The sequence below is a fragment of the Streptomyces sp. NPDC026206 genome, from assembly GCF_040638465.1.
Lineage (GTDB): Bacteria > Actinomycetota > Actinomycetes > Streptomycetales > Streptomycetaceae > Streptomyces.
Map to the genome: position 1 here is coordinate 100,241 of NZ_JBEZYL010000004.1, position 26,554 is coordinate 126,794.

Here is a 26,554-nt window from a genome sequence, read left to right on the forward strand (position 1 = left end):
AGCGCCAAGGAAAGTGAAAGGCCACACACGTGACTGAGATCGAGATCGGGCGCGGCAAGCGCGGCCGCCGGGCGTACGCCTTCGACGACATCGCCGTCGTCCCGAGTCGCCGTACCCGCGACCCGAAGGAGGTCTCGATCGCCTGGCAGATCGATGCCTACCGCTTCGAGCTGCCGTTCCTGGCCGCCCCGATGGACTCGGTCGTCTCGCCCGAGACCGCCATCCGCATCGGTGAGCTGGGCGGCCTCGGCGTCCTCAACCTCGAGGGCCTGTGGACCCGCTACGAGGACCCGGAGCCGCTGCTCGCCGAGATCGCCGAGCTGGACGAGCACGCCGCGACCAAGCGCATGCAGGAGATCTACGCCGCTCCGATCAAGGAGGAGCTGATCGGGCAGCGCATCAAGGAGGTCCGCGACTCCGGTGTCGTGACCGCCGCCGCGCTCTCCCCGCAGCGCACCGCGCAGTTCTCCAAGGCCGTGGTCGACGCGGGCGTGGACATCTTCGTGATCCGCGGTACGACCGTCTCCGCCGAGCACGTCTCCGGCGCCGCCGAGCCGCTGAACCTCAAGCAGTTCATCTACGAGCTCGACGTGCCGGTCATCGTCGGCGGCTGCGCCACCTACACCGCCGCCCTGCACCTGATGCGCACGGGCGCGGCGGGCGTCCTCGTCGGCTTCGGCGGCGGCGCGGCGCACACCACCCGCAACGTCCTGGGCATCCAGGTCCCGATGGCGACCGCCGTGGCCGACGTGGCCGCCGCCCGCCGCGACTACATGGACGAGTCCGGCGGCCGCTACGTCCACGTCATCGCCGACGGCGGCGTGGGCTGGTCCGGCGACCTGCCGAAGGCCATCGCCTGCGGTGCCGACGCCGTGATGATGGGCTCCCCGCTCGCGCGCGCCACCGACGCGCCGGGCCGTGGCCACCACTGGGGCATGGAGGCCATCCACGAGGACGTCCCGCGCGGCAAGCGCATGAACCTGGGCGCGGTCGGCACGACCGAGGAGATCCTCCTCGGTCCCTCGAACACCCCGGACGGGTCGATGAACTTCTTCGGCGCGCTGCGCCGGGCGATGGCGACCACGGGCTACAGCGAGCTCAAGGAGTTCCAGCGCGTCGAGGTGACGGTCGCACCGTCGCAGCACGACAACCGCTGACGTAACGCCAGGTGAGGCCCGGACCGCTGCGGCGGTCCGGGCCTTTCGCGTTGTCTGCCACCCATGTGAGCGCCGTATAAACATTCGATCGTAGGGAATACTGGCGACTTATGGCGCAAAGCAAGTCGTTCAGCGGCAGGGACATGGGTATCGACCTCGGCACCGCGAACACGCTGGTGTACGTGCGGGGAAAGGGAGTGGTGCTCAACGAACCCTCGGTCGTCGCCGTCAACGCCGAGGACGGCAGCGTGCTGTCGGTCGGCTTCGAGGCCAAGGAGACCATCGGCCGCACCCCCTCCAGCATCGTCGCCATCCGCCCGCTGCGCGATGGCGTCATAGCCGACTTCGAGATAGCCGAGCGGATGCTGCGGCACTTCATCAAGAAGGTCATGGGCAACCGGCGCTTCTCCCGGCCGCGCGTCGTGGTGTGCGTGCCGTCCGGCATCACGGGCGTCGAGCGCCGCGCCGTCATCGAGGCCGCCTCACAGGCCGGCGCCCGGCAGGTGCACCTGGTCGAGGAGCCCATGGCGGCGGCGATCGGTGCGGGCCTGCCGGTCAGCGAGCCGACCGGCTGCATGGTCGTCGACATCGGTGGCGGCACCACCGAGGTCGCCGTGATCTCGCTGGGCGGCATCGTCACCGCCCGTTCGGTGCGTACGGCGGGCGACGCGATGGACGCGGCGATCATGTCGTACATCAAGAAGGAGTACGCCCTCGCGATCGGGGAGCGCACCGCCGAAGAGATCAAGATGACCATCGGCTCCGCCTCGCCCACGGACTACTGGTCGCAGGCGGGGCTCTCGGCCCTTGCACGGCAGGCGATGAAGGCCGGCCAGGAGGAGGCGGGCGACCCGGAGGAGACCCAGGGCCTGCGGCCCGGGGACCGCTGCACCATCCGCGGCCGGGACCAGGTCAGCGGCCTGCCGAAGACGCTGGAGCTGACGGCCGATGAGATCCGGCACGCGCTCTCGGAGCCGGTGGACGCGATCGTCATGGCTGTGCGGCAGACCTTGGACGAGACCCCGCCGGAGCTGTCCGGCGACATCATGGACCGGGGCATCGTGCTGACCGGCGGCGGCGCGCTGCTGCGCGGACTGGACACGCGGCTGACCAAGGAGCTCGACATTCCGGTGCTGATCGCGGAGGACCCGCTGGACTGCGTGGCCGTGGGTACCGGTCGCTGCGTGGAGAACTTCGCCTCCCTGCGCACCGTTCTGGACGCCCAGCCGCGGCTGCTGTCGACCGGGCGGCTCTAGCGGCTGCCGTGCCTCCGGGGCGCGGGAGCGCCGCGGGCCGGTGGCGCGAGTGGTGCTGTAGGCGCTAGAGGCGGTGTGCCGCTCCTGCGGGGCTCGCGCCACGGGTGTCCAGCAGCAGCTGGGCCTTGACCGCGAGCCCCTGCAGGTCGTACTTGCGGTGGTGCTGGAGAAGGACCGTCAGGTCGGCGTCGGCCGCGGCCTCGTGGGGGCAGTCCGCGCGGGGCACGGGGTGGCCCAGGACGCGCCACTGCGGGACGTAGGGGTCGTGGTAGCTGAGCTGGGCGCCCATCTCCATCAGCCGGGAGGCGATCTCGCGGGCGGGCGAGCCCTCCTGGTCGCCGATGTCCGGTTTGTAGCTGACCCCCAGCAACAGGACGCGGGCGCCGCGCGCGGACTTGCCGTGTTCGTTGAGGAGTGCGGCGCAGCGCTGGATGACGTAGCGCGGCATCCGCCCGTTGACCTCCTGTGCCAGTTCCACCATGCGCAGCGGATAGCCGAGGCTGCGTCCCTTGTAGGAGAGGTAGTTGGGGTCGATGGGCACCCCGTGGCCGCCCACGCCCGGTCCCGGGCGGAAGGCCTGGAAGCCGAACGGCTTGGTCTCGGCGCAGCGCACGACGTCCCAGAGGTCGACGCCGATGTCGTGGCAGAAGACCGCCATCTCATTGGCGAGCGCGATGTTGACGTGCCGGTAGTTGGTCTCCAGAACCTTGACGGCCTCCGCCTCGCGGGGGCCGCGGGCGCGCACGACCCGCTCGCAGACGCGCCCGTAGAAGGCGGCGGCCGCCTCCGTGCAGGCGGGGGTGAGGCCGCCGATGACCTTCGGGGTGTTGGCGTAGGCGTGGTCGCGGTTGCCGGGGTCGAAGCGGCTGGGGGAGTAGGCGAGGTGGAAGTCCTGGCCGGCGCGCAGCCCGGAGCCCGATTCGAGGATGGGGCGCAGGAAGTCCTCCGTGGTGCCGGGGTAGACGGCCGACTCCAGGAGCACCGTGGTGTGCGGGCGCAGCCGGGCTGCGAGGGTGCGCGCGGCATCGGCGATGGCGCTCAGGTCCAGGGCCCCGTCCTCGCCCAGCCGGGTGGGGGCGCAGATCACGGCCGTACGGACCCGGCCGAGCTCGGCGTCCTCGGTCGTGGCGCGGAAGCCGGCGGAGAGCATGCGGCGGATCCCGGCGGCGGTGAGGCAGCCGTCGGCGCCCTCGGAGGGCATGCGCCCGGCGCGGAGCTCGGCGACGGTGTGGACGTCCGGGTCGTATCCGACGGTGGGGATGGCGGCGGCGGTGGCGGCCTGGGCGAGCGGGAGTCCGAGGTGGCCGAGGCCGATGACGGCGAGATCTGCTGGCATGACGGGATGCGGTCCTTCCCGGAGGGGATTTCCGGCGGGGATCGGCCGTTACATCAGGTTAGGCGGATATATGACTGTTATGCGGTATTGCCGCGGCGTGGCACGGCTTCCGGCACCGCCCCCGGCCCGGGTCCGGTGCCTCCGGCACGGCCGAAGCGGCCGATCTGGGGCAGCATCGAAGGAGAACGGGTGCCCGCCCGGCACGGCGCGGCCGTGGTGCGGGTGCGGCTCCGGTACGGCGTAGGGCGCGGCGTACGGGCGCGACGCGGGAGCGGTGCGGCGCGGCAGGGCGTGACGAGACCGGCGGCGGCAGGTCACCGGCAGCGGCGGCGAGAGCGGCCAGGCGGGAGGCAGTGGTGAGGACAGCGACACTCGGGCCGGCCGAGCGCGGACAGGCGCTCGCCCGGTTGGCGGAGCGGGAACTGGACATCCTGGTGGTCGGCGCCGGCGTGGTCGGCGCGGGCACCGCGCTGGACGCGGCCACCCGCGGCCTGACGACCGGGCTGGTCGAGGCGCGGGACTGGGCGGCCGGCACGTCCAGCAGGTCCAGCAAGCTCATTCACGGCGGGCTGCGCTATCTGGAGATGCTCGACTTCGCCCTGGTGCGCGAGGCGCTCAAGGAGCGGGGTCTGCTGCTGCAGCGCCTGGCCCCGCACCTGGTGAAGCCGGTGCCCTTCCTCTACCCGCTGCAGCACAGAGGGTGGGAGCGCTTCTACGCGGGCTCCGGCGTGGCTCTCTACGACGCCATGTCCCTCTCCTCCGGCCACGGCCGCGGCCTGCCCGCCCACCGTCACCTCACCCGCAGGAAGGCGCTGCGCGTCGCCCCCTGCCTGCGCAAGGACGCGCTGATCGGTGCCCTGCAGTACTACGACGCCCAGATGGACGACGCCCGCTACGTCGCCACCCTCGTGCGCACCGCCGCCGCCTACGGCGCCGACGTCGCCAACCGGGCCCGCGTCGTGGGCTTCCTGCGCGAGGGCGAGCGCGTGGTCGGCGCCCGGGTGCGGGACCTGGAGGCAGCCTCGGGGGAGAGGGGGGCCGAGTTCGAGATCCGCGCCCGGCAGGTCGTCAACGCCACGGGTGTGTGGACGGACGACACCCAGCAGCTCATCGCCGAGCGCGGCCAGTTCCACGTACGGGCCTCGAAGGGGATCCATCTGGTCGTTCCGAAGGACCGCATCCACTCCACGACCGGCCTGATCCTGCGCACCGAGAAGAGCGTGCTCTTCGTGATTCCGTGGGGCAGGCACTGGATCATCGGCACGACGGACACGGACTGGGACCTGGACAAGGCCCACCCGGCCGCGTCCAGCGCGGACATCGACTATCTGCTGGAACACGTCAACTCCGTGCTCGCCGTGCCGCTCACCCGTGACGACGTCCAGGGCGTGTACGCGGGCCTGCGGCCGCTGCTGGCCGGCGAGTCCGACGCCACCAGCAAGCTCTCCCGCGAGCACACCGTGGCGCACCCGGTACCGGGGCTGGTGGTCGTGGCGGGCGGCAAGTACACCACGTACCGGGTGATGGCGAAGGACGCGGTGGACGAGGCGGTGCACGGTCTGGCCCAGAAGGTGGCGGACTGCGTCACCGAGGACGTGCCGCTGGTGGGCGCGGAGGGCTACCGGGCGCTGTGGAACGGGCGGGCCCAGATCGCCCAGCGCACGGGCCTGCACGTGGCACGCGTCGAACACCTGCTCAACCGGTACGGCTCCTTGGTGGACGAGGTGCTGTCCTACGTCACCGCCGACCCGGCCATGGGCGAGCCGCTGAGCGGCGCGGAGGACTACCTGCGGGCGGAGGCCGTCTACGCCGCCTCGCACGAGGGAGCACGCCATCTGGACGACGTGCTCACGCGCCGGACGAGGATCTCGATCGAGACCTTCGACCGGGGCACGCGCTGCGCCCGTGAGGTCGCCGGGCTGATCGCGCCCGTCCTGGGCTGGGACGCGGCGCAGGTCGACAAGGAGGTCGAGCACTACGAGAAGCGCGTGGCGGCCGAGCGCGAGTCCCAGCGGCAGCCCGATGACCTGACGGCGGACGCGGCACGGCTGGGGGCACCGGAGATCCAGCCGAGCTGACCGGTCCGACCGCGGGGCCACTCCGGCCGAGGTCAAGAATGCCTGGCCGGGTCAGCGGCAGAACTCCTCTGCCAGCAGTCCCGCTTCGGCCTTCGCCGGGATCCGGGAGTCGCTGTTGACGCGATAGCTGACCAGATGGCGGCCGTCGGCGGTACCGAGCGTCTGGACGTACGAACCGTTGATCTCACCGTGTGACCCCACAGCGTGCGCCGGTAGGGCAGCCGGACGGGGAACAGGCCCATGCCGTAGCGGCCGCCGGTGGCCGCGGTGTCCAGCATGGCGCGCAGCTGGGGCGGCGGCAGCAGCGTGCCGTCGAGCAGGGCCCCGAAGAAGCGGTTGAGGTCGGGGAGGGTGGACACCATCTCGCCCGCGGCGCCCGCGGCGGACGGGTTGAGGTCGGTGACGTCGTCGGCGGGGCCGGGCCCTGACACGCTGTAGGCGCGGCCGTGCGGGGAGGGGAGCGTGGTGCGGGTACCGGGGAAGCTGGTGCCGGCCAGGTGCAAGGGGGCGATGACGCGGCGCATGGCCTCGGCGGCGTAGGAGCGGCCGATGACCTGACGGATGACCATACCGGGGAGTAGATAGTCCGTGTTGGAGTAGTGGTAGCGGGCGCCGGGTGATGCGTACGGGGGGTGCGCCAGGGCGGTCCGTATCAGTGAGTCCGTGGAGTGGGACACGAAGCGGTGGGCGGCGAAGCCCTGGCCGAAGAAGTCGCTGAAGAAGGCCTGGTCGTCGGTGTAGGAGAACAGACCGCTGGTGTGGGTGAGGAGTTGGCGGACCGTGACAGAAGGCCCGTACCGGACACGGAGCAGGGTGGCCGCGGTCGCCCGCGGCAGGTGCTCGGTGGCCGGATCGTCCACGTCCAGCCGGTGTTCGGCCGCCAGCTGGAGGGTGATGGTGGCGATGACCGTTTTGGTGACACTTCCGGCACGGAAGCGGTCCGTGAGGCGGATGGGGCGTCCGGTTCCCACGTCCGACACGCCCGCCGTATCGAACCGGAACACCCCATGAGCGTCTTGTGACAGCTCGGCAGCACCGGGAACCGACCGTTCCGAAACGAGGTCCTGTAGAGGGGAGCGGGCGCCGACGCCGCCGCATCCCGTCGTCACCGACGCCGCTACGGCGCAGCTCAGCGCGGCCATGGCCGCGGTGAGGCGCGGGAGGGCGGTGCGCGTCGGCATGCGCCCATCATCCATGGCCTCTCGGACCCTGGCCTTCCGCCGGTCCGCGGATGAGAGACAATGGTCGCTCTGCCAGGGTCGGTTGGTCGCAGAGCTGATTGCCAGAGGGGACGCATGTCGGAGGCGGAGCAGACGCAGGGCACGACAGGGCGCCTCCTCGCCGGGCGTTACCGCCTCGGGGACGTCCTCGGGCGCGGTGGCATGGGCACGGTCCACAGGGCGACCGACGAGACGCTGGGCCGTGTGGTCGCGGTGAAGGAGCTGCGCTTCCCGGCCAATATCGACGAGGACGAGAAGCGCCGCCTGATCACACGGACGCTGCGCGAGGCAAAGGCCATCGCCCGCATCCGCAGCGCCGGCGCGGTCACGGTCTACGACGTCGTGCAAGAGGACGACCGCCCGTGGATCGTCATGGAGCTCATCGAGGGCCGCTCGCTCGCCGATGTCATCCGTGAGGACGGGCCGCTGAAGTGGCGCAGAGCCGCCGAGGTCGGCCTGGCCGTCCTCGACGTACTGGGCGCCGCGCACCGTCAGGGCATCCTGCACCGCGATGTGAAGCCCTCCAACGTGCTCATCGCGGACGACGGCCGTGTCGTCCTCACCGACTTCGGTATCGCCCAGGTCGAGGGCGACCCCTCGGTCACCTCGACCGGCATGCTGGTCGGCGCCCCCTCCTACATATCCCCCGAGCGGGCGCGGGGCCAGAAGCCCGGCCCCCCGGCGGACCTGTGGTCCCTGGGCGGCCTGCTCTACGCAGCCGTGGAGGGCGCCCCTCCGTACGACAAGGGGTCGGCCATAGCGACCCTCACGGCAGTCATGACCGAACCCCTGGGGCCGCCGCGCAACGCCGGCCCGCTGGAAGGCGTCATGTACGGGCTGCTCGCCAAGGACCCGCAGAAGCGGCTGGACGAGGCGGGCGCGCGGGCCCTGCTGGCGGACGCCGTCAACGCCCCGGACGAGCGCCTGCCCAAGCCGCCCGCCCCGAATCCGGACCTGGACGCCACCCAGGCACTCGCCATCCCGCCCATACCTGAGAAGCCCTCCCGGCCGGCTTCCACGTCGTCCGGGACGAAGAAGGGCGGCTACGGCTACAGCGGCCGGACGTCGTCGTCCTCGGCCTCCCCCAGGTCTTCCTCGTCCTCGCGGACCGCGGACGCGCAGGCCTCTTCGGCCGGATCCTCCTCCGCGTCGCGTTCCCGGCCGGCTTCGGGCGCGGCCGGGGGGTCGCGCAGCGACGACGGCCGCTCGGCCACGCAGCGGACGCCGGGCGCCTTCAGGCCCCTGCGGGACGCCACGCCCGCCGGCTCGTCGGTCACCGCCCAGTCCGAGGGGCCCGGACAGCCGGTGAAGCTGCGCGTGGGCAGCGTCGCCGCCAGTGCCCGGGGCCGCGTCGGCTCGCGGACCGGGACCTACGGCCGGGCGTCGATCACGGACGTCGTGCCGCGTCGCGTGCTGTTCATCGCGGCGGTCGTCGTCGTTCTGGCCGTCATCGGCGCGATCCTCGCCCTGACCCTGGGCGGCGACAAGGGTGAGGACGGCAAGAGCGGTCCGTCCCCTTCGCACAAGAAGTCCTCGGTCGTCTCGACCACATCGGTATTCGACGCTCCGGACGGCTTTTCCCGCTCCCGCTGAAGGCACCGGCGCGCGGGCGACCGGCACGCACGCCACGCCGGGGGCACAACGGGCGTCGTGCTGGGGACGTACTGAGCCGTACGGGCCCGAAGGGGCGGGTTCGGCACGTATCGTGAGTCGTCGTGGACCGTACGCAACCGCAATAGGCAGTTGAACGACCATCTTTGGGTGGTTGTGCGCGGCCATGGTGGTGCATCGCACGGTGGGGCGGATCGCACGATTGGGGAGGCGTCGTGGACGACTACGCGGGCCGGGTGCTCGCCGACCGTTACCGCCTGCCGTTGCCCCCTTCGGACGCCTTCGAGCTCGTGGAGACCCGGGCCTTCGACACCTACAGCGGCCAGGAGGTCCTGGTCCGGCAGATCCCGCTGCCGGAGGTCGTGGACGCCGAGGTCCTGGGCGACGCGTCCGCGCGCGGGGCCACGGCCGGAACGGGGGCGTCCGGGGCTGCGAGCGTGCCTGCGGCCGCGAGCGCGTTCGGGGCCGGGACCGCGGGCGGGCCCGGCTCCGGCGGCAGAGCCGGCAGCGGTGGCCCGGGGCGCACGGGCCAGGGGCCCGGCGACCCGGCGGTGCGCCGCGCCCTGGCGGCCGCGACCGCTGCCGCGCAGGTCCCCGACCATCCCCGGCTGGACCAGGTCTTCCACGTCTTCGCCGAGGCGGGCAGCCTCTGGATCGTCAGCGAACTCGTCTCCGCCCGCCCGCTCGCCGCCCTCCTCGCCGAGCGCACCCTCTCCCCGCACCGCGCGGCAGAGGTGGCCGCGGACGTCCTCGCCGCCCTGCGAGCCCTGCACACCCAGGGCTGGACCCACCGCAACATCACCGTCCGCACGGTCCTCATCTGCGACGACGGCCGCGCCATCCTCACGGGCCTGGCCGCCGGCGCGGCGGAGGAGGCGCTCTGCGGGTACGACCCGGTGCCCCCGCCCCCGACGGCTCGGGGCGCGGCAGGCCTGCCGTACGCGCCAGGCGGCCGGGACGGCGGAGGCGCGCCGGAGCCGGGCCGGCCGCAACTGCCCGGTGCGGGACGTATCCCCGGGGTGCGAGGCGCCGCCGACGCCGCAGGGCGTCCTGCCGGGCGGTCGGCCGGTGTGCCGTCGCAGGGCGGCCCCGCTCACCGCGACCAGGGCCCTACGGGCGGATTCGCCCGGCCGGGTGCCGCCGCCGACGACGACGAGCGCGGCCAGGGACGGGCGGCACGGGCGGTGCGGGCCGGGGCGATCGCCGCGTACCACGCGGCCGCCCGTGCCGCGGCCGCGCGCGCGGCCGCCGAAGCCGGCCCCCGCCCGGCGACCGGGGCGGCCACCTGGGGCGGTGGCAGCGCCGCCAGTGGCACCGCGCCCGAGCCCGGTTCCCGCCAGCCCTGGAGCGCTGACGCCCCGATGGCCGGCGCGGCCCCGGGCCACGCCGCGAACCACGGTGGCGCGGCACCGCAGAGCGCGCCCGCCGCTCCGGGAGAGCAGGGGCCCGCTACCGGTGCGGCGCCCGACCGGCGCCCATCAGGCGGCTGGGCGCACGCCGGCGGCCCCGGCAGCGCCCTCGCCGCCGAACGGGCCCGGCAGGCCCGCATGGTCGTGGTCGGCGCCGTCACCGAGCGCTGGGCACCCGAGCAGGCCTGGCCGGTGCAGGAGAACTGGCAGCTCGCACCCCCCGTGGGCCCCGCGGCCGACCTGTGGGCGCTGGGCGCGTTGCTCTTCCGCGTGGTCCAGGGGCACGCCCCCTTCCCGGAGGACAGCACGGCCGAGCTCGTCCAGGTGGTCTGCGCCGAACCGCCGGCGTACGCGGAGGAGTGCGGTGCGCTGCGGCCCGTCGTCGAGTCACTGATGCGCAAGGACCCGACCGAGCGCCCGGAGTTCGAGGAGCTCCGGGGCTGGCTCCGCTCCCTGATCCGGTCCGCGCCGGAGCCGGACATCGGCAGCCGCACGGTCACCGTGCCGTCGATCGGCCCCGCCCCCGCCGACCCCCGGCGGCTGCCGGTGGTCCGTCGCCGTGGCGAACTGGTGCGCCGCCGACGCGGCCGGGTCTCCGCCGCCGAGCCGGCATCGTCCGCCGTCCATGGTCGGCACAAGAAGACGGGCAAGGACCGCGGAAGCCGGCCGCCGCAGGCCCCTGAGCGCAGCGGGTTCCACAGCACGGGGCACCTGCAGGAGCAGAGCGTGCGCACCGCCCCCGCCCCGCAGCGCCTGGGGCGGCTGCTCCTCGGCCTGGTCCTGCTCGCCCTGATCGGGGCCGTGCTGTACGCCCTGTTGTTCATGCCGGGCGCGGAGGAGAGCGCCGGTCAGGCCCCGTCGGACCGCACCGGCTCCGCAGGGGCCCTGAGTGCGGCCCCCAACAACCCCGGCTCCAACGGCCGGATGGGCCAGACCTCCGCCACCGGTTCGCAGGACGACCGCGGCGAGCAGCGCAGTGACTCCAAGGGCTTCACCACCCGCAAGGACCCCAGGGGCTTCACCGTGGCCGTCGCCAAGGAGTGGCAGCGCCGTGGTGAGAACGAACGCGGCCAGGTCGTCTACGTCGGCGGCGACTACGAGCTGATCGTGGTGCCGGGCCGGGACAGCGTGTCGCAGTTCGGCAGCGACCCGATGGCCTACCAGCAGGACAAGGAGCCCGAGCTGGCTCCCTACCGCTCCTCCTCCTGGTCGGGCGCCTCAGGCCTGCGCCGCACCGACGTCGGCGGGACGGCGACGGCGGAGGGAGCGTTCCACTGGAACGACAGCAGCGGCCGCCAGGTCTATGTCCGCAATGCCGCGATGATTCTGGGGGACCGCTACCACCTCATCCAGGTGCGCGGTCCGATGAACGAACAGCGCTCGGTGGACGGCTTCTTCGAGCAGGCCACGGCCACCTACCGGGCCCACGGCTGACGTCTGGCCGCACAGCGCATGGCGAAGGGGTGGGCGGGAACCGAACGCCTTCCCTGCTCTGCCGTCAGGGGCGTGCCCGGCCGGAGAACCGCTCGCGCAGCCGGTACTTCAGGACCTTGCGGAGCGTTTCGTTGCGCGGCAGCGCGTCGACGAGCTCCAGTTGCTCGGGCAGCTTGTGCACGGCCAGCCCCGCATGCCGCAGATGAGCGGTCACGGCTTCGAGGGTCAGCGTCGCCGCTCCCGCGGGTTGCTGGACCACGGCGCACACACGCTCCCCGCGTGTGGCATCCGGGAGGCCGATGACGGCCGCGTCCTCGACGCCGGGATGCTCGTAGAGGAGCTGTTCGATCTCCTGCGCGGAGATGTTCTCGCCCTTGCGGATGATGATGTCCTTCGCGCGCCCGGTGAGCACCAGGTACCCGTCGTCAGTGAGGTGGCCGAGGTCGCCGGTGCGGAGAAAGCCGTCCGCGTCGAATGCCTCGGCGGTCCGGACCGGGTCGAGATAGCCCTGGCAGACCGCCTCTCCACGCAGCCGTATCTCTCCGTCCGTACCGGCCGGGGCCACTTCGCCGTCCGCGCTGACGACGCGGATCTCCATTCCCGCCGGGGGCCTGCCTTCCGTGCCGGCGAGCTTGTCGTGCGGATCGTCCGGAGTCCCCATCGTGATCATGGGGGCCTCGGTCATGCCGTACCCGTGGGTGAGCCGGCAGCCCAGTTCGCGGACCACCTCGTAGTACAGCTCGGGCGGCTTGGGCGCCCCGCCGCCCGCCATGAGCCGGAGCGCCGGCAGGAGTCTGCGGGTGGGGTCCTTGCGCTGCTCGGCGAGGAACATCGAGTAGAACGCGGTGGAGCCCCCGGCCACGGTGACGCCGTGACGCCGGTAGGCCCCGAGCGAACCGGGTAGCGCGAAGTGTTCCAGGAGAACCGCCGGGAACCCGCACAGGAGCGCCATCACGGTGTAGTCGGGCCCGGCCACATGCGCGTACGGGAAGGCCATGGAGCCGACGTCGTCGGGGGTGAGGCCGAGCGCGTTGGCGAGACACGTCCCGGAGGCGATGAGGCTGCGGTCAGTGTGGAGGGCGCCCTTGGGGTCGGAGGTCGTGCCGGACGTCCAGTAGACCCACCGGACGGCCGTACCGTCGGTGGGGGCGGGCGGGAGCCCGGCGGGGTCCGCCTCCGGGAGGGCGTCGTAGGCCTCGAACACCAGCGGTGGGGCGGGCAGCGTCCGGGCGAGGCGGTGGGCCATCGCGGCGTGGTCGAAGCCCCTCCAGACGCCCGGTACGGCGAAGAACCGGGCCTCGGTGGCCCGCAGCGCGTGGCCGGCCTCGCGGTCACGGCAGGAGGGGATGAGGGGCGTCTGGACGGCACCCAGACGGGCCAGGGCGAGGGTCAGGACGACCGTCTCGATGCGGGTGGGCAGCTGCCAGGCGACGCGGCTGCCGGGGCGCACGCCGAGGGTGTGAAGTCCGGCGCCCACGCGCTCGGCGTGGCCGCGCAGCGCACCGAAGGTCACCCGGCGGTCGGCGCCACCCGGTTCCACGGGGTCACCGGCTTGGATGAGTGCGAGTGCGTCGGGGGTGAGGGCGGACCGGCGTTCGAGGAGTTCCCACAGCGTGCGGGATGTGGCCAGGTCCCCGGCGGCGCTGGTCTGCATGATGCCCCTCTCGCGCTCCGACGCTCCGTCATGTGATGCGGGAGCGTAGGGCGGGTGTGCTTGTCGGTCCAGAGGGTGGCGGCTAGCCTCCCCAGAAAACTGACGGCTCGTCAGGAAAGCGAGGGAGCCCCATGGACCTGCCGCGCATCGTCAGTGTCGACGACCACGTGATCGAGCCCGCCCACCTCTTCGAGACCTGGCTGCCCGCCCGGTACCACGACCGCGGGCCCCGCCCCTTGACCACCGGTATCGGTGAGCTGAAGTACGTCGGCGGGAAGTACGTCATCACCATGGACCCGGACGGTCCGCCCGCCGACTGGTGGGTCTACGAGGACCTCCGGTTCCCGTACAAGCGCAACATCGCGGCCGTCGGCTTCCGCCGGGACGACATGACCCTGGAGGGCATCACCCGGGCCGAGATGCGCCGGGGCTGCTGGGACCCGGTGGAGCGCCTGAAGGACATGGACCTCAACCACGTCGAAGCGTCCCTGTGCTTCCCGACCTTCCCCCGCTTTTGCGGGCAGACCTTCGCGGAGGCGCGCGACAAGGAGGTCGCCCTGGCGTGCGTGCGGGCCTACAACGACTGGATGGTCGAGGAATGGTGCGGCGACAGCAGCGGCCGGCTCATCCCGCTGTGCATCGTTCCCCTCTGGGACATCGACCTCGCCGTCGCGGAGATCCGGCGGAACGCCGCACGCGGCGTACGCGCCATGACCTTCAGCGAACTCCCCACCCACCTGGGCCTGCCCAGCATCCACACCGGCTACTGGGATCCCCTCTTCGCCGTCTGCCAGGAGACGGAGACCGTCGTCAACATGCACATCGGCTCCTCCTCGCAGATGCCCGCCGCCTCCCCCGACGCCCCACCCGCCGTGCAGGCGACCCTGTCCTTCAACAACGCCATGGCCTCGATGTCGGACTTCCTCTTCAGCGGCGTCCTCGTACGCTTCCCCCGGCTCAAGCTCGCGTACAGCGAGGGCCAGATGGGCTGGATCCCCTACGCCCTGGAACGCGCGGACGACGTGTGGCGGGAGCACCGCGCCTGGGGCGGCGTGCGCGATGTCATCCCCGAACCGCCCTCCACCTACTACTACCGGCAGATCTTCTGCTGCTTCTTCCGCGACAAACACGGAATCGCCTCACTCGATACGGTGGGCCGCGACAACGCCACCTTCGAGACCGACTACCCGCACGTGGACTCCACCTTCCCTCACACCAAACGGGTGGCCCTCGACCATGTGAAGGGCCTCGACGACGAGACCGTCCACAAGCTGATGCGCGGCAATGCCATCCGGATGCTCGGTCTGGACCTCGACGACCCGGCCGTGTGACCGCCCATGGACCTCGACCGAACTCCGGAAGAGGAAGACTTCCGGCGAGGACTGCGGGCCTGGCTGCTCGAAACGCTGCCGCGACTGCCCGCCAAACCACCGGCTGCCGACTGGCCCGCCCGCCGTGCCTACGACTGCGCGTGGCAGCGGGCGCTGTACGACGCCGGGTACGCGGGCCTGCACTGGCCCGCCGATGCCGGGGGCCGGGGTGCCACGCCCACCCAGCACCTGGTCTTCCTGGAGGAGACCGAGCGGGCGGGTGCGCCTTATGTCGGCGCCAACTTCGTCGGCCTGCTGCACGCCGGCCCCACCATCGCGGCGGAGGGCACAAGCGCACAGCGCGCCCGCTGGCTGCCACCGATCCTGCGTGGCGAGGAGGTGTGGTGCCAGGGCTTCTCGGAGCCCGACGCCGGCTCCGACCTCGCATCCCTGCGCACGCGGGCCGTCCGGGACGGCGACGCGTACATCGTCACCGGCAGCAAGATCTGGACCTCGCACGCCGAGGTCGCCGACTGGTGCGAGCTTCTCGTGCGTACCGATCCCTCGGCTTCCGGGCACCGGGGACTGTCCTGGCTGGCCATGCCGATGGACGCCGCCGGTGTGACCATACGTCCCCTGCGGACCCTGGCGGGGTCCACGGAGTTCGCCGAAGTCTTCCTCGACGGGGTGCGGGTGCCCGTCGACCACCGCATCGGTGCGCAGAACGACGGCTGGCGCGTCACCATGGTGACCCTGTCCTTCGAGCGTGGCACCGCCTTCGCCGGCGAGATCGTCGCCTGCCGCCGTACTCTCGGACGGCTGGCCGCCGCGGCACGGGAGAACGGCCGTTGGGACGATGCCGTCCTGCGCCGCCGGCTCGGGCGTCTGAACGCCGTGTTCGCAGCCCTGTGGCGCCTTGTCCAGTGGAATGCGAGCGAAGCCGAGGGCTCACTGCGCGCGGGAGGCGACGGTGTGCCCGGTGCCGGTGCATCCGTCTTCAAACTGCGCTATTCCCTGGCCCGCCAGGAACTGTACGAAGCGGCCGCCGAGATTCTCGGTCCCAGGTCGCTGGACGCCGATCACGAGTGGACCACTGAGCGCCTCTCCTCCCTCGCGTACACCATTGCCGCGGGCACCTCCCAGATCCAGCACAGCATCATCGCCGAGCGCATCCTCGGCCTGCCCAGGGGACGGTGACGGCGATCATGGATTTCCGGCTGAGCAACGATCAATGCGCACTGCGGGCGGGAATGCGCGAGCTCCTCGCAGCACGCTTCCCCCGGGAGAAGCTGCGCGCCGTGGTGGACTGTGAAGATCCGGCGAGCCGCTTCGACCGGGCGCTCTGGAGTGAGTTGGGGAAAGCCGGTTTCTTCTGCCTGAGACTGCCCGAAGAGGACGGCGGTGTCGGCCTCGGGCTGCCGGAGGCGGTGCTCGTCTTCGAGGAGGCCGGCCGGGCCCAGTTGACCGGCCCGCTGGTCGCCACCCATCTCGCGGCGGGCCTGGTGCCCGGTGCGGCCGAGGGGACGAAGGTGGTGACGGCCCTGGACCGGCCCGGCATGGTCGAACACCTCGCCGTGGCCGACGTCGTCCTGCTCCTGGACGGTTCGACGCCCCGGGTACTGGAAGCGAGCGGAGGCAGAGGCCCGGGCCTGCTCGCGGCGCAGCCCGTACGTTCGGTCGATCCCACCACGCCGCTGCACCATGTGGACCGGCTCGCCCATGACCAGGGAGCCGAGCCGGTCGTCGGCGGGGTCAGTGCCACTCGCCTGCGCGGGGAAGCCGTATTGCTGACCGCGGCTCAACAACTCGGCAGTGCCGTTCGCACTCTCGAAATGGCGGTCGCCCATGCGAAAAACCGTACCCAGTTCGGCCGTCCGATCGGGACGTTCCAGGCCGTGCAACATCTCTGCGCACAAATGCTCGTCCGTACGGAAATAGCACGCAGTAGCGTATATGCGGCATCATTGCTCATTACGGTAAGTGACATATATGGTGCCAAACTGCTCGCCGACGAGGCTGCTGTCCGTAATGCCCGTGACTGTTTGCAACTGCATGGAGGTACGGGTTTCACCTGGGACGCCGATGTCCATCCCCACCTGAAGCGGGCATGGCTGAGGGTCGAACAGTGGCAGCCGACGGCAGAGGCCGAGGAGGCGTTGGCTGCCGCTCTTCTCGGCGTTCCGGAAAATTGCTCGACGGAAATTGCGAATCACCCGAATGGCGCTGTGTAATCGGTGTGGGTGAAATATAGGCCTTGTGGCCGATAAATGATCACGCTGCGTCGATATCGAGTTGTGTTCTTCGCGTTACTCGTCACAGTGCGGAGTCGGGCCGGGGCTCGGGTACTCTCCGTGGGATGCGAGTGGTTCAGGGGCGCAACAAAACCGGTGTTGCCGAAGCGGCCGCGCCGGGGGCGGGAATGCCCCCCGCTCATATGGCTGCGGGGTTCGAGAGACCTCGTTGTTCGAGACCCGACAGCGCGCGTCGCACAGTATGCAGCACGCATACTCCTTTGCGCCGGAATATGCCTGAAGCGCTTGTTGGGGTAACTGAACGTCAACCATGCTGTCTCGGAAGGGAATCACGTTCCGTGAGCCCCCTGAGACGCGAGGCGTTGTGTCCGCCGGTTCGGATGGTGTGAGCGGTGCAGGTGCTTCAGATGCAGATGGAGGTTCGGGCCGACCCCGCGGAGGTGGGGCGGGCTCGCAGGTGGGCACGGTCGCGGCTCGCCGGATCCGGCATAGGGGCCGATGAGCCTCTGGCGGAGACGTTGATCCTGCTGATCTCGGAATTGGTCACCAACGCCGTGGTGCACACGGGGTGCCCGGCCGTGCTGCGGATGCTCTTCCCCGGTGCGGGCGCTGCTGTCGGTGTGGCCGCGGGGCCGCCCGTGGGCACGGTCCGGGTCGAAGTGACCGACGTCAGTGCCCGTCCGCCGCGTCGGCGATGCGCCGAGGGTGATGACACTGGCGGGCGGGGCCTGGAGCTCGTGGACGGCCTGGCCGACCGCTGGGGGTGGCACCGTGAGGGCGCCGGCAAGCGCATCTGGTGCGAGGTCGACCGCGGGGTTCCGCTGTGGACCGGCGCTTTTGAGCCACAACACGCCGTGACAAATCGGGCTTAGTCGACAAAGTCCAGACCAGGTGTTGACGTGAAGTGTTCACGTGATCACCCTTGGATGCAGCGATTCGTTGCGAGGGGACGTCGAGAGGCCCAGGTGACCAGGGCTGCCTTGGCGAGTGCGGGTCGCGGCCCGGCGCGACAACAGGGCTCAGGCGCCGGAGCTGGGTGGCGGCGTACGGTGCCGTGCTCGGGGTGCGCATCTGTGCGCCGCCGCCCGCCCGAACTCTGACGGGCCCCAAGGGGCCGTGGTCAGGGAGTCGCGGCGCGAGCCCCGGCCTCTAGAAGATTGCGATAGGGGAGACCGGTGTCCCGGTCCCGCCGACGAACGGCTCGGGCATGGCCGCCAGCAGGAACGCGTATCGCTGTTCCTCGACGCAGGCCTCCGACAGCCCCTCCAGGTCCCAGTTCTGACCTTGCGGCATGCCCATCTCGACCAGGTCGAGCGCGTGTACGGGCAGCCACAGGTCCTCGATCTCCGGGGGGAAGACCTCGAAGGTGAGGGTGTCGTTGGCGACTGCCGCGACATCGCGGGCATGGAACCACTCGGGAGTGCGGATCGAAAGGCCGGGCGAAGGGTAGGCGTACGCCTGTTTCTCGCCCGTCAGATACCGCTGAATCTGGCCAGTCCGCACGAGCACGATGTCACCGGGCCGGACCGTGACTCCGGCCAGTCCCTCCGCCGTCTCCAGATCCTCCGGTGTGACGGCGTGACCTTCGTCGAGCCGGTCCACGCCCCGGGCGCGTGCGACATCGAGCAGCACCCCGCGCGAGACGATGTGCCCCGCCTTTTCGACGCCGCTGAACGCGGCGCGCCCATGTGCGGTGATCGAGTCCGCCGGGCGCCCGTTGTAGAGCTTCCCGCTGTGCGAGATGTGGGCCAGCCCGTCCCAGTGGGTGCCGGCCTGGAGGCCCATGGTCACGGTGTCGTCGCTGGTGGCGATGGTCCCGGGGCCGAACATCTCCACATTGATGGCGACCATGGTGTGCAGTGGGTTGACCCTGCCGGGAATCAAGCCCGTTTGCACTCCGTCCTGCTGGAGGGGGACGGCCAGCGGAACGCGGCGCCCGCTGGTGACGGTCGCGGCTGCTGCGCGGACGACCGTGTCGGTGATGAGGTTGAGGGTGCCGATCTCGTCGTCCGCACCCCAGCGGCCCCAGTTGTTCACTCGCTTGGCCAGCTCATGGAACTCACCCGGCAGTGGCATGGAATTCCTCCAGGAGTCGTGATCCGGCGATGCCCGCCTTTGCTTCGTCGACGGGTCTTGTGCTTGCGCTCGCCCTGCCCAAAAATCTAACGGACCGTCAGAAACTGCGGGAAGGGGAACGCCGTGGGGAACTTCTTGGCAGGCAAGGTGGTCGCCGTCACCGGAGCAGGGCGGGGCATCGGCAGAGCCGTCGCCCTGGCCAGCGCCGCCGAGGGAGCCAAGATCGTCGTCAACGACCATGGTGTGTCCATCGCGGGCGACGAGCCCACCAGTGAGGTGGCGGCCGCGGTGGTCAAGGAGATCGAAGCGGCCGGCGGAGAGGCGACCGCCCTCGCGGACGACGTGTCGGCCATGGCCGGAGGCCAGCGCATCGTCGACACGGCACTGGCGCGGTACGGGCGGCTCGACGGCGTCGTGTGTGTAGCGGGAATCCTCCGCGAGCGCATGATCTTCAATATGACCGAAGACGAGTGGGACCCGGTCATCGCCACCCACCTGAAGGGCACCTTCACCGTCTTCCGTGCCGCCTCCGCCGTCATGCGCCGACAGCGCAGCGGCACCCTCATCGGCTTTACGAGCGGCAACCATCAGGGCAGCGTGGCGCAGGCCAACTACGCCGCCGCCAAGGGCGGCGTCATCTCCCTCGTCCGCAGCGCCGCACTGGGCCTGCACCAGTACGGGGTCACCGCCAACTGTGTGGCCCCCGTGGCCCGGACCCGGATGTCCGCCAACGTCCCCATGAAGCTCAAGGAGATCGGCGAGCCGGAGGACGTGGCCGCGCTGGTCGTCTACCTGCTCAGCGAGCGTGCCCGCGAAGAGCGGATCACCGGACAGGTTTACACGGTGGCCGGCCCCAAGATCGCGGTCTGGGCCCAGCCACGCGAACTGCGCGCCGCCTACGCGGACGGGCGCTGGACCCCCGAGCGGATCGCCGACCTTCTCCCAGGAACGGTCGGCGCCGACCCGATGCCGATGCTGGATCGGCTCCAGGTGATGGCCGACGCCGCCGCCGGACAACGTCCCGACGCCTGAAGCGTCGGGCTGCGACGGGAGAGGTCATGGACTACGCATTCGGGCCGGAGGACGAGGCATTTCGCCAGGAGGCGCGGGCCTGGCTGACAGAGCACGCCATCGGTGAACCGGCCCGCGCCGCCGGCCGCTCCTGGGAACGCGAACTCGGCGCCGACGGCTGGATCGGCCTCGGCTGGAGCCCCGCACGCGGCACTTACGGCAACCGGACCGCCACTTCGACCGGACAGGTGGTCTGGGCCGAGGAGTACGCCCGAGCCCAGGCACCTGCCCGCCTCGGCCACCTCGGCGAGAACCTCCTTGCGCCCACCCTCATCGCCCACGGCGACGAGGCGCAGTGCGCCCGCTTCCTCCCCGCCATCGCCCGGGGCGAGGAACTGTGGTGCCAGGGCTACAGCGAACCCGGCGCGGGGTCGGATCTGGCAGCCGTAAGGACAGCAGCTGTGCGCGCCGCCGGCGGCCGGACGTACCGCATCAGCGGACAGAAGATCTGGACATCCCTCGCCCATGAGGCCGACTGGTGCTTCCTGCTGGCCCGCTCCACCGAGGGATCCCGGCGCCACCACGGACTCTCCTTCCTTCTCGTGCCGATGGACCAGCCAGGCCGCATCGAGGTCCGTCCGATCAGGCAGATGTCAGGGTCCGCCGACTTCAACGAGGTGTTCTTCGACGGCGCCGAGGCCCGGGCCGGGCACCTCGTCGGCGGCGAGGGCAACGGCTGGCGGGTGGCCATGGGACTCCTGGCGCGGGAGCGCGGAGTATCCACGCTCGTCCAGCAGATCGGCTTCGCGGCCGAGCTGACGCAGGTGATCCGCCTCGCCATCGAGTCCGGAGCCGCAGCGGAGCCGGCGGTACGGGACCGGCTCGTACGGCAATGGGCAGACCTGCAGGCCATGCGCTGGAACGCCCTGCGAACCCTGGGAACGGCGGACGACCCCGGGGCACCCAGCTTCGACCCCGGGGCGCCCAGCGTCGCCAAGCTGCTGTGGGGCGGCTGGCACAAACGGCTCGGTGAACTGGCGATGCAGGTGCGCGGCGCGCCCGCCGCCCTGGGACCGGACGACTGGCATGCCGACAGGCCGTACCGACTCGACGCCCTGCAACGCCTGTTCCTCTTCAGCCGGGCCGACACGATCTACGGCGGCTCCGACGAGATCCAGCGCAACATCATCGCCGAGCGGGTCCTCGGCCTGCCGAAGGAGCCGCGGCCATGACGGCGTACGGGCACTGGATCGCCGGCGCCTGGCGCGCGCCGGAAAAGGGGCACTATCCAGTTGTCAATCCGGCGACCGAGGAGGTCGTCGGGGAGGCCCCGGAGTCGACTTCCGCCGAAGTCGCCGACGCCGTGACCGCCGCGCGGGCCGCACAGGGCGGCTGGTCCCGTACCGATCCGCGCGAACGCGCGGCCGTGCTGGACCGGATCGCCGATCTGCTCACCGAACGGGCGGGAGAGCTCGTCTCCCTCCTTCAGGCGGAGACGGGAGCGACCATGCGCATCGCCTCGTCCTTGCAGGTACCCACAGCAGCGGACCGCTTCCGGCGCTACGCGCGCGGCGCGATGGAGCCGCATGTCATCCCGCTCGCGCCGCAGGCCGTCAAAGCCGGCCCATTCGCTCCCGGCGGCCTGATCGGTGCCGCCGCGGTCCGTCGTCCCGTGGGCGTGGTCTGCTGCATCACCTCCTACAACTTCCCTGTCGTCAATCTCGCGGGCAAGGCTGCTCCTGCCCTGGCCATGGGCAACTCAGTCATCGCCAAGCCGGCCCCCCAGGACCCCCTCAGCTGTCTTGAGCTGGGTCCGCTGTTCCAGGAGGCAGGCGTTCCCGACGGCGTGTTCAACGTGATCACCGGGTCGGGTCCCGCCGTCGGCGAGGCGCTCGTGGTGCACCCGGCCGTCGACATGGTCAGCTTCACCGGTTCCACCGCGGTGGGAAAGAAGATCGCCGAAGCCGCGGGGAGGTCGATGAAGCGCACCCTGATGGAGCTGGGCGGCAAGGGTGCGGCCATCGTCCTGGGGGACGCCGACGACAAGGTGCTCAAGTCGGCGATCACAGCGGTCGGTTCGGTCTGGGCGTTCCACAGCGGGCAGATCTGCACGGCACCGACCCGGGTGCTCGTCCATCGATCGCTGCACGAGCGGGTCGTTACCGGTCTCAAAGAGTACGCCGGGGCACTGACGGTCGGGGACCCTGTGGATAACTCCACGGTCGTCGGCCCGTTGATCTCCGCCGCGCAGCGTGACCGCGTCGAGGAGTACATCGCCGGAGCCCGTGCGGAAGGGGCTCGGATCGTCGCCGGGGGCACGCGCCCCGGCATCCGGCCCGGGTTCTACGCCGCTCCCACCCTCATCGCCGATGTCACGCCCGGCATGACCGTAGCGCGCGAGGAGATCTTCGGGCCCGTCGTCGCCGTCATCGCCTTCGACGACGAGGACGAGGCGGTCCGTATCGCCAACGGCACGTCCTATGGCCTCTACGACTACGTCTTCAGCGCCGATACCGGCCGGGCCTGGGCCCTCGCCGCCCGGCTGCACAGCGGAAACGTCGGCATCAACACCGTCCAGCGCCATTCGGAGACGCCCTTCGGCGGCTTCAAGGAAAGCGGAATCGGCCGTGACGGCGGTTCCTTCGCCCTCCAGGCCTACAGCGAGCTCCAGTCGGTCGTGTGGCCGTCCTGACCCGCTCCACCCCCGCTGCCGGAGAGGACCACCACCATGAGAGGCGTCATCTTCGACGGGAAGCGGCCGCAGGTCGTCGACGACCTGGAAGTGCGGGCCCCGGCCCCCGGCGAGGTCCTCGTCGCCATCGCCGCCGCCGGTCTTTGCCACAGCGATCTGTCGGTCATCGACGGCACCATCCCTTATCCCGTTCCCGTGGTCCTCGGCCACGAGGGCGCGGGGGTCGTCGAGGCGGTCGGGCCGGGCGTCACACATGTCATGTGCGGCGATCACGTCGCGTTGTCCACACTGGCCGGTTGCGGCGTCTGCGCCGACTGTGACCGGGGCCGGCCAACCATGTGCCGCCAGGCGATCGGCCGGCCCGGCCGGCCTTTCTCCCGCAAGGGGCAGAGGCTCTTCCACTTCGCGTCCAACTCCGCCTTCGCGGAGCGCACGGTCGTCAAAGCGGTCCAGGCGATCAAGCTTCCCGACGACGTCCCGCTGATTCCGGCGTCCCTCATCGGATGCGGCGTCCTGACCGGTGTCGGCGCCGTGCTCAACCGCGCCAAGGTGGGACAGGGCGAGTCCGTCCTCGTCATCGGCGCGGGCGGCATCGGGCTGAACGTCCTGCAGGGGGCACGGATCGCCGGCGCCTCAACTGTTGTGGCCGTGGACGCGAACCCGGCGAAGGGCGCGACGGCGCGGCTCTTCGGCGCTACGCATTTCATCGACGCCTCCGCCGTCCCCGACACCGCGGCCGCCGTGCGGGAGATACTTCCGACGGGCGCCGACCACGCCTTCGAGTGCGTCGGTGACACCCGCCTCATCCGGACAGCGGTCGATCTCCTCGACCGGCACGGCCAGGCCGTGCTGCTCGGTGTGCCGCCCGCCGGTGCCGAGGCTTCCTTCCTCGTCTCGTCCATGTACCTCGACAAGTCGATTCTCGGCTGCCGTTACGGCTCCTCCCGCCCGCAGCGCGACATCGCGCTCTATGCGCAGCTCTACCGCGAAGGCCGGCTCATGCTCGACGAGCTGGTCACCCGGGTCTACCCGGTCGAGGATTTCGAGCGGGCGGCGGACGATGTGCACAACCGTACGGTGGCGCGCGGCGTCCTCTCGTTCGACCGGTGACCCGGTCCGCCCCTTATGTGATCCCTGCCGCAGGTCTTGCGCCGGCCGCTGCCTGAGTGTGGGGTTGGCTTGTACCTCCGGTTCTCAGGCAGCCCGGATTCGGGTCAAACGGGACTCATTCGTAAGAGTGGTCCGCCTGGGCGGCTGACGCCGGTGCGGTGGTATGTCCGGACCTCATTGTCGGTGGAATGCGGCGGACCGGTAGGCCGAGCGCGGTCCCGGGCCCTTCGCGAGGGAACCTCTCGGCCTCTGGGGAAATCATTCTGGGAGAGAGGGGCGCACATGACACAGAAGGCTGAGCCGCACGCGATACCGGACGAGGCGACCGACGCCGCGCCCGGGAAGCCCTCTGCGGCAGCCAAAGGGGTCACAGGCAGCGACGGTTTCGGCGCCGCGTTCTGCGCGTCGATGGCCACGCTCTGTGCCGAGGTCTTCATCGCCGGGACGGCCGGTGTGTTCGCACTGCTCTCACGCGAGCACGACGGCATGCCCAGCGGCCTTCTTGTGATCATCGCGCTCGTACTCGGGGTACTCCTCCTGACCGTGCTGGTCAGTGGCTTCGTCACCGCCGCCGCCGTGATGCCCGCCCTGGCGGTGGCCCGCCGGATCTCGGCGGGCGCAGGGCGGAGCGGGAGCCGGCTGTGGGCCGTCGCCGCAGTGTCGGCGGTCTCGGTGGCGGCGGTAGTGGTCTTCGGGGGCGTGGCGGCGCTGGGCAGCCTCCGTTTCGCGCCGCCCCTCAGCTACCTCGTGTGGTGGGCGTTCCTCACGGCCGGGCTCCTGCCCGCCACCCTGGCCGGGCAGGCGGCGGCCCGGCGGGTTCGCCAGGGCCGTTCGGGAAGCGTCGCCCTGAGAGTGACGCGTGGCGGGCTGATCGCCTGGCTGGTGGTCGGAGCGCTGGGTACCGGGGCGTACGCCAGTGGGCTCGTCACGGTGTACGAGCCACCGCGGCTGACCAAGTCCGATCTCGCGGGCACCTGGACCGACGGCCGAGGGGGCACGGTCGAGCTCGCCTCGGACGGCAACGCGGTCGCTGACGGGCTCGACAACTTCATCTGGGACGGTGCGGGCAAGGACAAGCCCAAGGACTGCGACGGATCCGGGACGTGGAAGGCGGTGAAGGACGGCGGGCGCGTGCAGAGTGTCTCCCTGCGGATCAGCGCCTGTGAGCTCGCCAGGGACTGGAGCGTCATCGGCACGGAGAAGGAGCCGCGGATCTACCACGAGATCGGCAAGCCCGGCTCCGGCAAGCGCTACACCCTGACCAAGGTGGTCAGACACAAGAAATGAGGCCGCTCTCAGCCGCCGTGTTCGCCGAAGTCGTCGAAGGTCCCGAACGCACCCCGGTGGAAGAGCAGCGGCCCGGCGCTCGCCGCACTCTCGTCCACGCCCAGCGTCTCCACGCGTCCGACGACGATGAGATGGTCCCCGGCCGTGTGCACGGCGTGGATCGTGCAGTCGGCCCACGCGGGTACGCCCTCGATTCTCGGTGAGCCTGTCACCGGCGTCCGCTCGTGTGGCACGTCGGCGAACTTGTCGGCTGTTTGTGAACTTCTGACCGCGAAACCCCGGCAGAGCGCTCCTTGCCCGGAGCCGAGGATGTTCACGCAGAACACTCCAGTGCGGGCGATGCGCGGCCAACTGGTGGAGGTACGGGCCACCATGAACACGACCAGCGGAGGATCGAGCGACAGGGAGGAGAAGGACTGGCAGGCGAAGCCCGCGGGCTGCTGCCCTTCCACGCCGGGCGCGGTGATGACGGTGACCCCGCTGGCGAAGTGGCCGAGCACGTTCCGGAACTCCTCCGGTGCCGGCGGAGGTCGTTCATCTGCTCGTACCGCACGCAGCTGCGGGCGAGGCAGAGGATCGAGAGGCGGGGCGGCGGAGCCCGCTACGCCTGTCGACCGCAGACAGCGCATGGCGATGGCCGCCATCCCGGCGTGTCCCATCATGAAGCCATTGAAACTGATGCAGCGTCAGTTTGGAAGCGTTTCACGCCCGCGCTGACGACGCCGGAGCCTTCAACGCCCCCGGAAAACCGGACGGCGACGCTCCATGAAGGCGACGACGCCCTCGGCTGCGTCCGCCGTCATCGCATTGATCTCCTGCGCGGCCGCCTCGGCGGCGAACGCGGACGTACGATCGACGTCGAGCGAGGCGTTGACCAGCTGTTTCGTGAGCGTGAGCGCGCGCGTCGGTCCGGCCGCCAGTCGCTCGGCCCACGTCTGTGCCGTCCCGGCCAGCTCCGCGTCCGGCACCACGCGGTTGACCAGTCCGAACCGTTCCGCCTCAGCGGCCGAGAGCACGTCGCCGAAGAACATCAGCTCCTTCGCGCGCTGCGGCCCGACCAGGCGGGCCAGCAGATACGCCCCACCGCCGTCGGGGACCAGACCCCGGCGGACGAAGACCTCGATGAACCGCGCGGATTCCGCGGCCAGGACCAGATCGCAGGCCAGCGCGAGATGCGCGCCGAGCCCCGCGGCGGTGCCGTTCACGGCCGCGATCACGGGCTTCTCGCAGTCCAGCACCGCACTGATCAGCCGCTGTGCGCCGTCGCGGATCGTCCGGGCCACATCGCCCGGAAGGCGCAGCGCGACGGCCGCCGCGGGAGTGGCCCGCAGGTCGGCGCCCGAGCAGAAGCCCTCGCCCGCGCCGGTGATGATCACAGCTCGGACGGCAGGGTCGGCGGAGATCCGGCTTAATTCCGAAACGAGGCGTTCTCGCTGGTCAGGAGTGATGGCGTTGAGCGAATGAGGGCGGTTGAGGGTGATCCGGGCGACGCCGTTGTCAGTGGGGTGCAGTACCAATGAGTCATCGGACCCAGGGGACACGATGGAGCCGTCTGCTTCGCCGTGTCCCCGGGGCTCGGGGGATGTCCCACGGGGGGAGAGGTTCATGGGAAAGCTCCTTGTCCTACGGGCGGTTCGCGCGCGGCCGGGTGGTCGCGGAGG

At 71.1% G+C, this 26,554-nt stretch carries 20 protein-coding genes; 14 read left to right on the forward strand and 6 right to left on the reverse strand.

The features are described from left to right. Positions 1–29: 29 nt before the first annotated feature. Both AB0F13_RS08960 and AB0F13_RS08965 read left to right on the forward strand, forming a co-directional pair. Entirely contained in the window at positions 30–1,157 is a 1,128-nt protein-coding gene (locus tag AB0F13_RS08960; protein ID WP_362077486.1) for a GuaB3 family IMP dehydrogenase-related protein, read from the forward strand. A gap of 110 nt (positions 1,158–1,267) precedes the next feature. Continuing rightward, positions 1,268–2,413 carry a rod shape-determining protein gene (locus tag AB0F13_RS08965; protein ID WP_362077489.1) on the forward strand — a complete coding sequence of 382 codons (1,146 nt, stop codon included), beginning with the start codon at positions 1,268–1,270 and terminating at the stop codon, positions 2,411–2,413. Positions 2,414–2,477: 64 nt separating this feature from the next. Here the strand turns inward: AB0F13_RS08965 and AB0F13_RS08970 are convergent, their stop codons facing one another. Further along, positions 2,478–3,749, reverse strand: a complete 1,272-nt coding sequence (locus AB0F13_RS08970) for a nucleotide sugar dehydrogenase (RefSeq protein ID WP_362077492.1) — start codon at positions 3,747–3,749, stop codon at positions 2,478–2,480. Positions 3,750–4,105: 356 nt separating this feature from the next. On the opposite strand from AB0F13_RS08970, the gene AB0F13_RS08975 reads away from it, so the two are divergent. After that, entirely contained in the window at positions 4,106–5,827 is a 1,722-nt protein-coding gene (locus AB0F13_RS08975) for a glycerol-3-phosphate dehydrogenase/oxidase (RefSeq protein WP_362077495.1), read from the forward strand. A gap of 32 nt (positions 5,828–5,859) precedes the next feature. Here the strand turns inward: AB0F13_RS08975 and AB0F13_RS08980 are convergent, their stop codons facing one another. Further along, entirely contained in the window at positions 5,860–7,023 is a 1,164-nt protein-coding gene (locus AB0F13_RS08980; RefSeq protein WP_362077498.1) for a serine hydrolase domain-containing protein, read from the reverse strand. A 99-nt stretch (positions 7,024–7,122) separates the two neighbouring features. Between AB0F13_RS08980 and AB0F13_RS08985 the strand changes: the two genes are divergently transcribed. Together AB0F13_RS08985 and AB0F13_RS08990 are read left to right on the forward strand one after the other, a co-directional pair. Further along, on the forward strand, positions 7,123–8,640 hold the full coding sequence (locus AB0F13_RS08985; protein ID WP_362077502.1) for a serine/threonine-protein kinase: 1,518 nt from the start codon (positions 7,123–7,125) through the stop codon (positions 8,638–8,640). A gap of 233 nt (positions 8,641–8,873) precedes the next feature. Then, entirely contained in the window at positions 8,874–11,501 is a 2,628-nt protein-coding gene (locus AB0F13_RS08990) for a protein kinase (protein ID WP_362077505.1), read from the forward strand. A gap of 64 nt (positions 11,502–11,565) precedes the next feature. Here AB0F13_RS08990 and AB0F13_RS08995 read toward each other — a convergent pair whose 3' ends face one another. Further along, positions 11,566–13,155, reverse strand: coding sequence for an AMP-binding protein (locus AB0F13_RS08995; protein WP_362077508.1), 1,590 nt, complete (start codon positions 13,153–13,155; stop codon positions 11,566–11,568). A gap of 131 nt (positions 13,156–13,286) precedes the next feature. Here AB0F13_RS08995 and AB0F13_RS09000 point away from each other — a divergent pair, with 131 nt between their 5' ends. The 4 genes from AB0F13_RS09000 (at position 13,287) to AB0F13_RS09015 (ending at position 17,589) form a co-directional block, all read left to right on the forward strand. Next, positions 13,287–14,486, forward strand: a complete 1,200-nt coding sequence (locus AB0F13_RS09000; RefSeq protein WP_362077511.1) for an amidohydrolase family protein — start codon at positions 13,287–13,289, stop codon at positions 14,484–14,486. Positions 14,487–14,492: 6 nt separating this feature from the next. Beyond that, on the forward strand, positions 14,493–15,662 hold the full coding sequence (locus tag AB0F13_RS09005) for an acyl-CoA dehydrogenase family protein (RefSeq protein ID WP_362077514.1): 1,170 nt from the start codon (positions 14,493–14,495) through the stop codon (positions 15,660–15,662). A gap of 8 nt (positions 15,663–15,670) precedes the next feature. Continuing rightward, positions 15,671–16,696: an acyl-CoA dehydrogenase family protein gene (locus tag AB0F13_RS09010; RefSeq protein ID WP_362078053.1), complete on the forward strand. Its 1,026-nt coding sequence runs from the start codon at positions 15,671–15,673 to the stop codon at positions 16,694–16,696. 413 nt (positions 16,697–17,109) lie between these two features. Next, complete coding sequence (locus AB0F13_RS09015) at positions 17,110–17,589, forward strand: ATP-binding protein (RefSeq protein ID WP_362077516.1); 480 nt, start codon at positions 17,110–17,112, stop codon at positions 17,587–17,589. A gap of 277 nt (positions 17,590–17,866) precedes the next feature. Here AB0F13_RS09015 and AB0F13_RS09020 read toward each other — a convergent pair whose 3' ends face one another. Next, positions 17,867–18,793, reverse strand: coding sequence for a cyclase family protein (locus AB0F13_RS09020; RefSeq protein ID WP_362077519.1), 927 nt, complete (start codon positions 18,791–18,793; stop codon positions 17,867–17,869). A gap of 123 nt (positions 18,794–18,916) precedes the next feature. Between AB0F13_RS09020 and AB0F13_RS09025 the strand changes: the two genes are divergently transcribed. The 5 genes from AB0F13_RS09025 (at position 18,917) to AB0F13_RS09045 (ending at position 24,893) form a co-directional block, all read left to right on the forward strand. Then, entirely contained in the window at positions 18,917–19,825 is a 909-nt protein-coding gene (locus AB0F13_RS09025) for an SDR family NAD(P)-dependent oxidoreductase (protein ID WP_362077523.1), read from the forward strand. A 26-nt stretch (positions 19,826–19,851) separates the two neighbouring features. Continuing rightward, the gene (locus AB0F13_RS09030) at positions 19,852–21,036 is read left to right on the forward strand and encodes an acyl-CoA dehydrogenase family protein (RefSeq protein ID WP_362077526.1); all 1,185 of its coding nucleotides are present in this window, start codon (positions 19,852–19,854) and stop codon (positions 21,034–21,036) included. Further along, on the forward strand, positions 21,033–22,496 hold the full coding sequence (locus AB0F13_RS09035) for an aldehyde dehydrogenase family protein (protein ID WP_362077529.1): 1,464 nt from the start codon (positions 21,033–21,035) through the stop codon (positions 22,494–22,496). Before AB0F13_RS09030 ends, AB0F13_RS09035 begins: the two co-directional genes overlap by 4 nt. A gap of 36 nt (positions 22,497–22,532) precedes the next feature. Next, positions 22,533–23,606, forward strand: coding sequence for a Zn-dependent alcohol dehydrogenase (locus tag AB0F13_RS09040; RefSeq protein WP_362077531.1), 1,074 nt, complete (start codon positions 22,533–22,535; stop codon positions 23,604–23,606). Between the two features lie 282 nt (positions 23,607–23,888). Next, positions 23,889–24,893, forward strand: a complete 1,005-nt coding sequence (locus AB0F13_RS09045) for a hypothetical protein (RefSeq protein WP_362077534.1) — start codon at positions 23,889–23,891, stop codon at positions 24,891–24,893. A gap of 8 nt (positions 24,894–24,901) precedes the next feature. Here AB0F13_RS09045 and AB0F13_RS09050 read toward each other — a convergent pair whose 3' ends face one another. Both AB0F13_RS09050 and AB0F13_RS09055 read right to left on the reverse strand, forming a co-directional pair. Further along, the gene (locus tag AB0F13_RS09050) at positions 24,902–25,537 is read right to left on the reverse strand and encodes a flavin reductase family protein (RefSeq protein WP_362078056.1); all 636 of its coding nucleotides are present in this window, start codon (positions 25,535–25,537) and stop codon (positions 24,902–24,904) included. Positions 25,538–25,624: 87 nt separating this feature from the next. Then, positions 25,625–26,500: an enoyl-CoA hydratase gene (locus AB0F13_RS09055; protein WP_362077537.1), complete on the reverse strand. Its 876-nt coding sequence runs from the start codon at positions 26,498–26,500 to the stop codon at positions 25,625–25,627. Between the last annotated feature and the right edge of the window lie 54 nt (positions 26,501–26,554).

Excerpts from the sequence above, each read along its gene's own strand:
- AB0F13_RS08980 (WP_362077498.1), bottom strand. The coding sequence starts at position 7,023 with ATGGATGATGGGCGCATGCCGACGCGCACCGCCCTCCCGCGCCTCACC.
- AB0F13_RS09030 (WP_362077526.1), top strand. The coding sequence starts at position 19,852 with ATGGACTACGCATTCGGGCCGGAGGACGAGGCATTTCGCCAGGAGGCG.
- AB0F13_RS08970 (WP_362077492.1), bottom strand. The coding sequence starts at position 3,749 with ATGCCAGCAGATCTCGCCGTCATCGGCCTCGGCCACCTCGGACTCCCG.
- AB0F13_RS08965 (WP_362077489.1), top strand. The coding sequence starts at position 1,268 with ATGGCGCAAAGCAAGTCGTTCAGCGGCAGGGACATGGGTATCGACCTC.
- AB0F13_RS09040 (WP_362077531.1), top strand. The coding sequence starts at position 22,533 with ATGAGAGGCGTCATCTTCGACGGGAAGCGGCCGCAGGTCGTCGACGAC.
- AB0F13_RS08995 (WP_362077508.1), bottom strand. The coding sequence starts at position 13,155 with ATGCAGACCAGCGCCGCCGGGGACCTGGCCACATCCCGCACGCTGTGG.
- AB0F13_RS09005 (WP_362077514.1), top strand. The coding sequence starts at position 14,493 with ATGGACCTCGACCGAACTCCGGAAGAGGAAGACTTCCGGCGAGGACTG.
- AB0F13_RS08985 (WP_362077502.1), top strand. The coding sequence starts at position 7,123 with ATGTCGGAGGCGGAGCAGACGCAGGGCACGACAGGGCGCCTCCTCGCC.
- AB0F13_RS09020 (WP_362077519.1), bottom strand. The coding sequence starts at position 18,793 with ATGCCACTGCCGGGTGAGTTCCATGAGCTGGCCAAGCGAGTGAACAAC.
- AB0F13_RS09055 (WP_362077537.1), bottom strand. The coding sequence starts at position 26,500 with ATGAACCTCTCCCCCCGTGGGACATCCCCCGAGCCCCGGGGACACGGC.
- AB0F13_RS09035 (WP_362077529.1), top strand. The coding sequence starts at position 21,033 with ATGACGGCGTACGGGCACTGGATCGCCGGCGCCTGGCGCGCGCCGGAA.
- AB0F13_RS09010 (WP_362078053.1), top strand. The coding sequence starts at position 15,671 with ATGGATTTCCGGCTGAGCAACGATCAATGCGCACTGCGGGCGGGAATG.
- AB0F13_RS09045 (WP_362077534.1), top strand. The coding sequence starts at position 23,889 with ATGACACAGAAGGCTGAGCCGCACGCGATACCGGACGAGGCGACCGAC.
- AB0F13_RS09000 (WP_362077511.1), top strand. The coding sequence starts at position 13,287 with ATGGACCTGCCGCGCATCGTCAGTGTCGACGACCACGTGATCGAGCCC.
- AB0F13_RS09050 (WP_362078056.1), bottom strand. The coding sequence starts at position 25,537 with ATGGCGGCCATCGCCATGCGCTGTCTGCGGTCGACAGGCGTAGCGGGC.